Genomic DNA, 10,865 nt, shown 5'->3' with positions numbered 1-10,865 from the left:
CCTTCCATCTGGCGGCTGATCCACGGCGAGATGACGAACACCACGGCACCGGCGACCACCGCGAGCACCACGTCGTTGATGTCGCAGTCGTAGCGGGCCCGGATCAGCCGGAAGTCCTCCAGGCCGGCCGAGGCCACCGAGAATCGCCGGTTGCGCGACACCGTGGTGTTCAGCGGGCTGTTCGGCGCGGTGCCGCGGGCGACGATGCGCGCGACGTCGGCCGCGCGCCGGCCCAGGTCGATGAGCCGGCCGGTGTTGGTCACCGCCTCGGTCAGCGTGGAGCGCACCGCGGCGGCCTGCTGCGTGGGCCGGGCGATCCACTCGCCGAGCGCACCGAGCAGCAACTGGCGGTCGCTGGGCTCGCGCCCCGGAATCCAGATGTCCTCGTCGAACTGGGGCTGCTTCTGCGTGCGGTCGGCGATGACGTGGTCGATCTCGAGCGCTGTCATGCCGTTGATCAGGGCCTGGTGCGATTTGGTGTAGATCGCGATGCGATTGCGTTCGAGGCCTTCGACCAGGTACATCTCCCACAGCGGCCGGGACTTGTCGAGCGGGCGGGCGGCAAGCCGGGCGATCAGCTCGTGCAACTGGGCGTCGCTGCCCGGGGACGGCAGCGCCGAGCGCCGGATGTGGTAGGTGATGTCGAAGTCTCGGTCGTCGATCCACACCGGCCGGGCCAGCCCGTAGCTCACCTCGCGCACCTTCTGCCGATAGCGCGGGATCTGCGGGAGGCGGTGTTCGACGGTCGCCAGCAGTGTCTCGTAGCTCAACCCGTTGCGGGGCTTGCGCAGGATCTGCAGGGATCCGACGTACATCGGGGTGGCGGAGTTCTCCAGCCGGAAGAACGACGCGTCGGACGCCGACAACCTGGTCACCATTGCGGCGCCGCCCTCCTCATCGCCGAACCACCGTTGACGGCCTCACCGTAACGGCACCGTTCGGCTGCCTGCATAACGGGTGCGCCGGGGGGTCGGTGGGCCGTGGGATCATCGACTGGTCTGCCACTCTCCAGCAGATGCGCCATCCGTCCGACCCACTGCTGGAGACCTGTCATGTCCGCATCACCCCTCGTTCCCGCCGCGTGGCTCACGTCCCCGGTGATCGACTGCGAGCCCGTCCCCCACCCGCTGGGCCAGCCGTGCCCGACGCCGTCGGGCTCGGCACTGCACCGGGTCCGCCCGCACCGGCCCGCGCCGCGGGAGGCGCCGCCGCCGAAGACGGCCGCGGTGTTCGCCGAGACCACGCTGCGCCAGGTCATCGAGGTCATCGACCGACGCCGGCCCATCGCGCAGTTGCGGCCGCTGATGACGCCGGTGCTGGTGGATCGGGTGCTGGCCCGCGCACGGACGGCGCGCACGGGCAGCGCGACGTTGCACCGGGTGCGGGTGCGCGCGGTGGACACCGGCGGTGGTGAGGTCACCGCGGCCGAGGTGTTCGCGTCGTTCAGCAGATCCGGGCGCGTCCATGCGGTCGCGGCGCGCATCGAGCGCTACCGCGACCACTGGCGCATGGTCGCGCTGCAGATCGGCTAGTCGGACGACGATCAAGCGGCGAGGCACGAGCCGCGTTGAGGAGTCCGACGAGATCGGCTAGCGGCGACGCGCGTGCCGGCCGGCCTTCTGCGCACGGGCGGCCTCGCGGCGCTCGCGGCGGGTGCCGCCGCCCGCGGGCTGGGTGCCGCCGTCAGTGCCGTTGCCGTTGCCGGCGCCGGAGCGCTTGACCTCGGGCGAACCGTCCTCCGACGGACCCGAGTACTTCAGCCGCGGCTGCCCGTCGTCGTCGCCGATTCCCTTGGCGCGCAACGCTGCCGGCCGCTCCTTGGTGGCCACGGCACCCTGCTCCTGAGCGGCGGCGGCCGCGGCGGCGAAGTCGGACAGCCCGGGCGGTGCCGCGACGGGCGCGACCGCGGGGGCGGGAGTGGCCTCGACCTGCACGTTGAACAGGAAGCCGACCGACTCCTCCTTCATGCCCTCGAGCATGCCGATGAACATGTCGTACCCCTCGCGGGCGTACTCGACCTCGGGGCGCTGTTGCGCGAGCCCACGCAGACCGATGCCCTCCCGCAGGTAGTCCATCTCGTAGAGGTGCTCGCGCCACTTGCGGTCCAGCACGTTGAGCAGCACGTTGCGCTCGAGCTGACGCATCGCGCCCTCGCCGGCCAGCGACTCGATCTCTTCTTCCCGCTGGGCGTAGGCGCGTTCGGCGTCCTCGATCAGCGCGTCGAGCAGTTCCTTGCGGGTCAGCTCGCCGGGCTCGCCGACGGCGTCGGAGTCGATCAGGTCGTGGTGGTCGATGCCGACCGGGTAGAGCTGACGCAGGCTCTCCCACAGCTTCTCCAGGTCCCAGTCCTCGGAGTAGCCCTCGGCGGTCGCGCCGTCGACGTAGGCGGTGATGACGTCGATCAGCATCGTGTGCGCCTGCTCGGCGAGGTTCTCGCCTTCGAGGATGCGGCGGCGCTCGGCGTAGATGACCTTGCGCTGCTGGTTCATCACCTCGTCGTACTTGAGGACTTCCTTGCGGATGTCGAAGTTCTGCTGCTCGACCTGCGTCTGCGCGCTCTTGATCGCGCGGGAGACCATCTTGGCCTCGATCGGCACGTCCTCGGGCAGGTTCAGCCGGGTCAGCAGCGTCTCCAACGTCGCGCCGTTGAAGCGGCGCATCAGCTCGTCGGCCAGCGACAGGTAGAAGCGGGATTCGCCCGGGTCGCCCTGGCGGCCCGAGCGACCGCGCAGCTGGTTGTCGATGCGTCGCGACTCGTGGCGTTCGGTACCGAGCACGTAGAGCCCGCCGGCGGCGACGACGTCCTTCGCCTCGGCCGCGACCTGGGCCTTCATCGCGGGCAGTTCCTCGTGCCAGGCCGCGTCGTACTCCTCCTGCGACTCGACGGGGTCCAGCCCGCGCTGACGCAGCCGGCGGTCCAGCAGGAACTCGACGTTGCCGCCGAGCACGATGTCGGTGCCGCGGCCGGCCATGTTGGTGGCCACGGTGATCGCGCCGAGCCGGCCGGCCTCGGCGATGATGCCGGCCTCCTGCTCGTGGTACTTGGCGTTGAGCACGTTGTGCGGGATGCGGCGCTTCTCGAACTGGCGCGACAGGAACTCCGAGCGCTCGACGCTCGTGGTGCCGATCAGCACCGGCTGGCCCTTCTCATAGCGTTCGGCGACGTCGTCGACGACCGCGATGAACTTGGCCTCCTCGGTCTTGTAGATCAGGTCGGACTGGTCGGTCCGGATCATCGGCTTGTTGGTGGGGATGGGCACCACGCCGAGCTTGTAGATCTCGTGCAGCTCGGCGGCCTCGGTCTCGGCGGTGCCGGTCATGCCCGCGAGCTTGTCGTACATGCGGAAGTAGTTCTGCAGCGTCACGGTCGCGACGGTCTGGTTCTCCGCCTTGATCTCGACGTGCTCTTTGGCCTCGATGGCCTGGTGCAGGCCCTCGTTGTAGCGGCGGCCCACCAGCATGCGGCCGGTGAACTCGTCGACGATCAGCACCTCGCCGTTGCGGACGATGTAGTGCTTGTCGCGCTCGAAGAGCTCCTTGGCCTTCAGCGCGTTGTTCAGGTAGCTCACCAGCGGCGAGTTGGCAGCTTCGTAGAGGTTCTCGATGCCGAGCTGGTCCTCGACGAACGCCACGCCGACCTCGTGCACACCGACGGTGCGCTTCTTGATGTCGACCTCGTAGTGGGTGTCCTTCTCCATCAGCGGCGCGAGCCGGGCGAACTCGGTGTACCAGTTCGACCCGCCCTCGACGGGCCCGGAGATGATCAGCGGTGTGCGGGCCTCGTCGATGAGGATCGAGTCGACCTCGTCGACGATGGCGTAGCTGTGGCCGCGCTGCACGCAGTCCTCGAGCCGCAGCGCCATGTTGTCGCGCAGGTAGTCGAAGCCGAACTCGACGTTGGTGCCGTAGGTGATGTCGGCGCCGTAGGCGGCGCGTCGCTCCTCGGGGCTGAGCTGGGACAGGATCACCCCGACGTCGAGGCCGAGGAAGCGGTGCACACGGCCCATCTGCTCGGCGTCGCGTTTGGCCAGGTAGTCGTTGACCGTGACGATGTGCACGCCCTTGCCGGCCAGCGCGTTGAGGTAGGCCGGGAGCACGGCGGTCAGGGTCTTGCCCTCACCGGTCTTCATCTCGGCGACGTTGCCGAAGTGCAGCGCGGCGCCGCCCATCACCTGGACGTCGAAGTGGCGCTGGTTGAGCACCCGCCAGGCGGCCTCGCGGGCGACGGCGAACGCCTCGGGCAGCAGGTCGTCGAGGTCCTCGCCGTCGGCCAACCGCGCCTTGAAGGCGGGAGTCTTGGCCCGCAACTCGGCGTCGGAGAGCTTCTCGACGTCGTCGGACAGGGTGTTGACGTAGTCAGCCACCCCCTTGAGGCGCTTGACCATGCGGCCTTCGCCGAGACGGAGCAACTTCGAGAGCACGCTGTATAACCTCTTGCGTCGATGGATGCGTCACGCGTTGGACGCCCCCATCGTACGGGGCGAACCCGGCGCGCCGAGCAACCGTGACGGTGCTCGAGCGCGCCGGATGCGCGCCGGATCGCCCTAGGCGAGCCGGATCAGCCCGTAGTCGTAGGCGTGGCGGCGGTAGACGACGCAGGGCTTGTCGCTCTCCTTGTCGTGGAACAGGAAGAAGTCGTGCCCGACGAGTTCCATCTCGTAGAGCGCGTCGTCGACGGTCATCGGGGTCGCGGGATGTTCCTTGGTGCGCACGATGCGCCCGGGTTCGTGGTCGTCGATGACGGCGCCGTCGGTGGCGGCGCTCGCCTCGGTCGGCAGCGCGAACGCGGCGTCGAGGCGGTCGGGAGCGGTGGCTTCGTGCAGCGACTCGGGCCGCTTGTCGCCGTAGTGGATCTTGCGGCGGTCCTTGCTCTTGCGCAGGCGGGCTTCGAGTTTGCTGGCCGCGGATTCGAAGGCGGCGTAGAAGCTGTCTGCGCAGGCTTCGCCGCGCACGACCGGTCCGCGGCCCTTCGCCGTGATCTCGACATGTTGACAGTTCTTGCGTTGACGTCGGTTCTTCTCGTGATCGAGTTCGACGTCGAAGAGGTAGATGGTGCGGTCGAATCGTTCCAGGCGTGACAACTTCTCGGCGACGAAGACGCGGAAGTGGTCGGGAACTTCGACATTGCGGCCCTTCACCACCACTTCGGCGTGTGAAGTGACCTCAGACGGACCCGAGACGTCGGGATCCATCACCATCGTGTTGTCGGAGTCCGTGGAATTTACTGACATGCTTGGCAACTCGACTCTCTCTCGCGTGTGCACGTCATGCGTGCCTGCTGTGAAGAAATCGCGCCGACGGGGCATGTGGGGTTGGCGCCACTCGCCGGTGCAAGGTGTCGACTACTCACCTCCTACCGCTGGCGCGATATCGGCGTCTCACGTTCTGAGCGCCGCCGTGAGCTGTTCACGGATGGTTGGTGCCGACGGTAGTCCGTGTTCATGTGTTCGTGCCACTGATTCGCCCGACCTGTTTTCAGTTCTTCACGGCGGATTGATCTGCGGGTAACGCCCTGCGCTCAGGCGTGGGCCACCGCCACGACGGCGGCAACATCCGCGGTCCTGGTTTGCAGGACGCGGACGGACTCCCCAGCGGTGGCCCCGGTGGTCACGATGTCGTCGACGAGGACGACGGTGCCGTCGACCGGGCGGACGAGTCGGATGCGGCCGGCGATGTTGGCCTGCCGGTCGGCGCTGGAGAGCCCGACGGAGTCGCGGGTGAAGGATTTGAGGCGCAGGGCCGGCGCGACGGTCAGCCCGGGCAGGTCGCGGGCGGCGCGCCGGGCCATGCCGGTGACCGGGTCGCCGCCGCGGCGCCGGGCGGACGAGCGGCGGGTGGGTGCGGGCACCAGCGTCAACGGCGGGTCGAGGACACCCCAGGTCAGCAGGTGCTCGAGCGCGGCACGCAACGCGTCACCGAGCGGGTCGAGCAGGTCGCTGCGGCCACGCTCCTTGAGGGCGACGATGGCCTGCCGTCGCGCGCCGGCGTAGCGGCCGAGCGAGAGCACCGGGACGCCCGGGTCCAGTCGCGGGGTGATGAGGTGCGGCTCGTCGGGCCGGACCGTCAACTCCTGCGCGCACACCGGGCACCACGCGGTGGCGGGAGCACCGCAGCCGCCGCACTGCAGTGGAAGGACGAGATCGAGCACGCCGCCAGTGTGGGCTCAGCGTCCGACAGCCCCGCACCCTCCGCCGCGGAAGCGCATTCCTGGCTGCGATTTCTCGCTGACAGCAGCCAGGAATGCTATTCCGCGCAGGATTACGCCTGGACGATCGACTCCCCCTGCACCGTGATGTTCACCGGCTCGAGCGGCTTCTTGGCCGGGCCGTTGACGACCTGGCCGTCGAGGCTGAACTTGCTGCCATGGCACGGGCAGTCGATGGTGCCGTCGGCGACCTTGTTGACCAGACACCCCGAGTGCGTGCACACCGCGGAGAACGCCTTGAATTCGCCGGCTGTCGGCTGGGTGACGACGGTCTTGCCGACGATCACCCCGGAGCCCACCGGCACGTCGCCGGTCTTCGTCAGCGCCGCCCCGGCCGCCGCCGAAGAAGACTCCGCAGACGACGAGGACGACGACGAGCTGTCCGATCCGCTCGAGCACGCCGCGAGCGCCGCGGCGGCCACTCCCACCCCGGCCCCGGCGAGCACCGTCTTGCGCGATACCTGGATCTCGGAGACCTCACTGATGTCCATGGACAAACCTTTCGTCGACGACCCTGTCAGCCCGGCAGCACCGGCAGCGCGCCCGCTGCCATCAACGGCCGGACCTCGGCCCACCCCGGATCGCCCTCGGCGCCCGAGCCGGACAGCTGGAGTACGCCGCGTTCGTCGGCGACGTAGACGGCCGACGGATTGGCGGCCACTGTGGTGACGGGCATCAGCAGGTTGCGGCTGGGCCCGTCGGAATTCACCCCGTCGAGGTTGACGTACGACACCGGGTGCTGGGGGTCGGTGCGGCTCACCACGATGTCGTCGCCGGTGCGCCAGCCCAGCGACACCACCGTGTCGCCCAGGCCGTAGCCCAGCCGCCGCGGATAGGTCAGCGCGTAGCCGCCGCCGGGCGCCTGCTCGACACCGGCGAGCACCACGTGCCGGTCGATCACCATCGCCGCGCGGGTGCCGTCGCGGGACAGCTGCAGTTCGGTGATCACGCCGGGGAACTTGGCGGCGACGACGGTCGCGTCGACCGGAATGCGGGCCGGCTGACCCGACGCGTCCTGGATCACGCGCACCACGTTGATGCCGTCGACGACGACCCAGATCGCGTCGTCGAGCGCCCAGCTGGGCCGGGTCAGGTTGCGGCCGTCCATGGCCTGGGAGGCGTTGCCGCCCAACGGTCCCACCCACAACGACGACGCCATGTCGGGCGCCCCGGGCCGCGTGGTGACGATCGACGCCACCTCCTGGCCGGTGCGGGACAGCGACGCCGCGGTCTGGCCGGGCATCGACCCGAACGAGCCCGGAACCCGCGGTGCGCGTTGGCCGTCCAAGGACACCAGCGAGCCACCGACGAGGGCGTGCAGACCGGCCGCCGCGCCGTCGGCGGCACCGGGGTCGGTCGCCGCGACGTCGCCGGTGTCCCAGCCTTCGGCGAAGCGGTCATCGAGCGCGGCGCCGTCGGCGTTGATGACGTAGGGCCCGTTGATCCCGGCCCGCGACAGCGTCCAGATCAGCTGCGCGGCGAGCAGTTGCCTGCTGTGCGGGTCGGTGGTGGACAGGTTCTCCAGGTCGATGCGCGCTCCGCCGTAGCCGCGTCCCACCCCGGTCTTGCCGCCGTCGGCACGCGTCACCGGCCCCCGCAGGCGCAGCGGCGCGCCGAGCAGGTTGCGCACCGTCTTCTCCATCTCCGGGCGCGGGCCGACGATCAGCTTGCTCACCAATTCGGTTGCCAGCTGGTCGGGTTCGGAGACGGCGACGTAGCGGGGGTCGGGCACGACGGTCTTGCCGGTCGGGTCGGCGAAGTACAGGGTGCTGCGCTTGTAGGTGGACTGGAACTGCTGCCAGTCAAGGAAGACGCCGTTGGGCAGCCGGTCGATGCGCCAGCCGCCAGGGGTCTTGACCAGTTCGATCGGGCCCGGGTCGGGCAGCGCGCCCTCCCCCGTCTCGAACACGCCCATGTCCGACAGCGAACCGAGGATGTCGGCCCGCATGCTCACCGAAACCCGTTCGGGCGTTCGGGTTTCGACGAACACGACGTTGTCGATCAGCAGCGCGCTGCCGGCATCGTCCCAGCCGCTCGACGCCGACTCGGTGAGGAACTGCCGCGCCGCGAGGTGCCGGTTCGCGGGATCGGCGGTGGCCTTGAGGAATTCGCGCAGCAGCACGTCGGGATCCATGCCGGCGGTGGGCTTGGGCAGGCTCGGCGGGGCGGGCCGCTCGACGGTGCCGATCGCCTGCGGCGACGACGAGCTTGGCACGCCGGCGCACCCGGCGAGCACCAGCATCAGCGCCGAGAACAGCGCCGCGAGAGCCCGCGTCACACGCTCTCCCCTGCCGGTTCGCGCCGACGGGTGGGGACGCCGGCGGGTTCGCCGATCGGTTTGACCGGCAGCGGGCTGCTGGTCACCTTGTGTCCGCGCACCAGCGGCAGCGTCAGTCGGAAGCAGGCACCCTTGCCGGGTTCGCCCCAGGCCTCGAGCCGGCCCTGGTGCAGCCGCGCGTCCTCGATGCTGATGGCCAGGCCCAGCCCGGTACCGCCGGAGCGGCGCACCCGGGACGGGTCGGCGCGCCAGAACCTGCTGAACACCAGCTTCTCCTCGCCGGGCCGCAGCCCGACGCCGTAGTCGCGCACCGTCACCGCGACGGTGTCGGCGTCGGCGGCCATCCGGATCCGTACGGGCTTGCGCTCGGCGTGGTCGATGGCGTTGGCGATCAGGTTGCGCAGGATCCGCTCGACGCGGCGCGAGTCCACCTCGGCGATGATGTCGTCGCCGGGCATGTCGACGATGAGGTCGACGTGCGCGTCCTCGGCGAGGTGTCCGACGTTGTCGAGCGCGCTGCGCACGATCGAGCGCAGGTCGACGGCTTCGACCGCGAGCTCGGCGACACCGGCGTCGTGGCGGGAGATCTCGAGCAGGTCGTTGAGCAGCGACTCGAACCGGTCGAGCTCGTTGACCATCAGCTCGGTGGAGCGGCGCAGCGCGGGGTCGAGTTCCTCGGCGTGGTCGTGGATCAGGTCGGCGGCCATCCGCACCGTCGTCAGCGGGGTGCGCAGTTCGTGGCTGACGTCAGAGGTGAAGCGGCGCTGCAGGTTTCCGAACTCCTCGAGCTGGGTGATCTGGCGCTGCAGACTTTCGGCCATGTCGTTGAACGACACCGCCAGGCGCGCCATGTCGTCCTCGCCGCGCACCGGCATGCGTTCGCTCAGGTGGCCTTCGGCGAAGCGTTCGGCGATCCGCGACGCCGACCGGACGGGCAGCACGATCTGGCGGGCCACCAGCAGCGCGATCGCGGCGAGCAGGCCGAGCAGCACCACACCGCCGGTGGCCATGGTGCCGCGCACCAAGGCGATCGTGGACTGCTCGTTGTTCAGCGGGAAGATCAGGTACAGCTCGAGATTGGTGACGGGCGAGGACGTCGGGCTGCCGATGATCAGCGCAGGCCCGGAGAAGCCGTCGGTGTGCACGGTCGCGTACTGGTAGCTGACCTGGCCGGCTTTGACGAAGTCGCGCAACGAGTTCGGGATCTGGTCGATCGGGCCGGCCGCGGTCGCGGCGCGCGGTCCGTCGCCGGGGACGATCAGCACCGCGTCGAACGTGCCCGCCAGGCCCGCGCCGGCGTCGGCCTTGCGGTCGATCAGCGTGTTGCGGGCCAGCTGCAGGCTGCTGTCGAGCGAGCGGGTCTCCTCGCCACCGACGATGCCGCTGACGGTGGTGCGGGCGCGCTCGATCTCCTCGGTCGCGGCACCGACCTTCACCTCGAGGATGCGGTCGGTGATCTGGCTCGTCAGCACGAACCCGAGCACGAGGATGACGGCGAGCGACAACCCCAACGTCAGCGTGACGACGCGCAACTGCAGGGAGCGCCGCCACGCCAGACTCATCGCCCGACCCAGCACACCCAGTCCGCGGATCAGTGGTGCCGACCGCCGGTGGATGCGCCGCCTCGAGCCGAAGATCACGGGGGTCCGGCCTTGTATCCCACTCCTCGAACGGTCAGCACCACCTGCGGGTTCTCCGGATCCTTCTCGACCTTGGCCCGCAGCCGCTGCACATGCACGTTCACCAAACGGGTGTCGGCGGGGTGGCGGTAACCCCACACCTGTTCGAGCAGCACATCACGAGTAAACACCTGGCGCGGTTTGCGTGCCAGCGCCACCAGCAGGTCGAACTCCAGCGGGGTCAGCGAGATCTGCTCGCCCTGCCGGGTCACCTTGTGCGCGGGCACGTCGATGTCGACGTCGGCGATGGAGAGCATCTCGGCGGGCTCGTCCTCGTTGCGGCGCAGCCGGGCGCGCACGCGGGCCACCAGTTCCTTGGGCTTGAACGGCTTCATCACGTAGTCGTCGGCGCCGGACTCCAGGCCGAGCACCACGTCGACGGTGTCGGTCTTGGCGGTCAGCATGACGATCGGCACACCGGAGTCCGCGCGCAGCACGCGGCACACGTCGATGCCGTTCATGCCGGGCAGCATCAGGTCGAGCAGCACCAGGTCGGGCCGCAGCTCGCGCACGGCGGTCAGCGCCTGGGTGCCGTCGCCGATGACCGCCGTGTCGAAGCCCTCACCGCGCAGCACGATGGTGAGCATCTCGGCCAGCGATGGGTCGTCGTCGACGACCAGGATCCTTTGCCTCATGGTGTCCATGGTGTCACCAGAAAGCGATAAACCCCGGTTACCACACGGGGCGTTTCGCAGGTCGACCG

General features: G+C 69.6%; 9 protein-coding genes. 1 reads left to right on the top strand and 8 read right to left on the bottom strand.

The window, feature by feature from the left end:
- The coding region (locus tag MCHLDSM_RS22055; RefSeq protein WP_048472016.1) for a wax ester/triacylglycerol synthase family O-acyltransferase at positions 1–878 on the bottom strand (878 nt) is incomplete at its 3' end.
- 174 nt (positions 879–1,052) lie between these two features.
- Here MCHLDSM_RS22055 and MCHLDSM_RS22050 point away from each other — a divergent pair.
- The gene (locus tag MCHLDSM_RS22050) at positions 1,053–1,532 is read left to right on the top strand and encodes an Rv3235 family protein (RefSeq protein ID WP_048472015.1); all 480 of its coding nucleotides are present in this window, start codon (positions 1,053–1,055) and stop codon (positions 1,530–1,532) included.
- A gap of 57 nt (positions 1,533–1,589) precedes the next feature.
- Here the strand turns inward: MCHLDSM_RS22050 and secA are convergent, their stop codons facing one another.
- The 7 genes from secA to mtrA all read right to left on the bottom strand — a co-directional run bounded on the left by secA (position 1,590) and on the right by mtrA (position 10,806).
- Positions 1,590–4,421 (bottom strand): preprotein translocase subunit SecA, encoded by a 2,832-nt coding sequence (gene secA, locus MCHLDSM_RS22045; protein ID WP_048472014.1) that lies wholly within the window; start codon positions 4,419–4,421, stop codon positions 1,590–1,592.
- Positions 4,422–4,544: 123 nt separating this feature from the next.
- A complete protein-coding gene (hpf, locus tag MCHLDSM_RS22040; RefSeq protein WP_048472013.1) occupies positions 4,545–5,231 on the bottom strand; it encodes a ribosome hibernation-promoting factor, HPF/YfiA family in 687 nt (228 codons plus the stop codon).
- A gap of 287 nt (positions 5,232–5,518) precedes the next feature.
- Positions 5,519–6,148: a ComF family protein gene (locus tag MCHLDSM_RS22035; protein WP_048472012.1), complete on the bottom strand. Its 630-nt coding sequence runs from the start codon at positions 6,146–6,148 to the stop codon at positions 5,519–5,521.
- A 110-nt stretch (positions 6,149–6,258) separates the two neighbouring features.
- Positions 6,259–6,696: a QcrA and Rieske domain-containing protein gene (locus MCHLDSM_RS22030; protein WP_048472011.1), complete on the bottom strand. Its 438-nt coding sequence runs from the start codon at positions 6,694–6,696 to the stop codon at positions 6,259–6,261.
- A gap of 26 nt (positions 6,697–6,722) precedes the next feature.
- Positions 6,723–8,483: an MtrAB system accessory lipoprotein LpqB gene (lpqB, locus tag MCHLDSM_RS22025; protein WP_048472010.1), complete on the bottom strand. Its 1,761-nt coding sequence runs from the start codon at positions 8,481–8,483 to the stop codon at positions 6,723–6,725.
- Complete coding sequence (gene mtrB / locus MCHLDSM_RS22020) at positions 8,480–10,123, bottom strand: MtrAB system histidine kinase MtrB (RefSeq protein WP_048472009.1); 1,644 nt, start codon at positions 10,121–10,123, stop codon at positions 8,480–8,482. Before mtrB ends, lpqB begins: the two co-directional genes overlap by 4 nt.
- Positions 10,120–10,806 (bottom strand): two-component system response regulator MtrA, encoded by a 687-nt coding sequence (gene mtrA / locus MCHLDSM_RS22015; RefSeq protein ID WP_040540373.1) that lies wholly within the window; start codon positions 10,804–10,806, stop codon positions 10,120–10,122. Before mtrA ends, mtrB begins: the two co-directional genes overlap by 4 nt.
- Positions 10,807–10,865 lie beyond the last annotated feature (59 nt).

The sequence above is a fragment of the Mycolicibacterium chlorophenolicum genome (assembly GCF_001044235.1).
Classification (GTDB): Bacteria; Actinomycetota; Actinomycetes; order Mycobacteriales; family Mycobacteriaceae; genus Mycobacterium; species Mycobacterium chlorophenolicum.
Note: the sequence above shows the minus strand (reverse complement) of the source record. Positions and strands in the feature narration are given on the sequence as shown.

Excerpts from the sequence above, each read along its gene's own strand:
- MCHLDSM_RS22050 (WP_048472015.1), top strand. The coding sequence starts at position 1,053 with ATGTCCGCATCACCCCTCGTTCCCGCCGCGTGGCTCACGTCCCCGGTG.
- hpf (WP_048472013.1), bottom strand. The coding sequence starts at position 5,231 with ATGTCAGTAAATTCCACGGACTCCGACAACACGATGGTGATGGATCCC.
- MCHLDSM_RS22030 (WP_048472011.1), bottom strand. The coding sequence starts at position 6,696 with ATGGACATCAGTGAGGTCTCCGAGATCCAGGTATCGCGCAAGACGGTG.
- mtrA (WP_040540373.1), bottom strand. The coding sequence starts at position 10,806 with ATGGACACCATGAGGCAAAGGATCCTGGTCGTCGACGACGACCCATCG.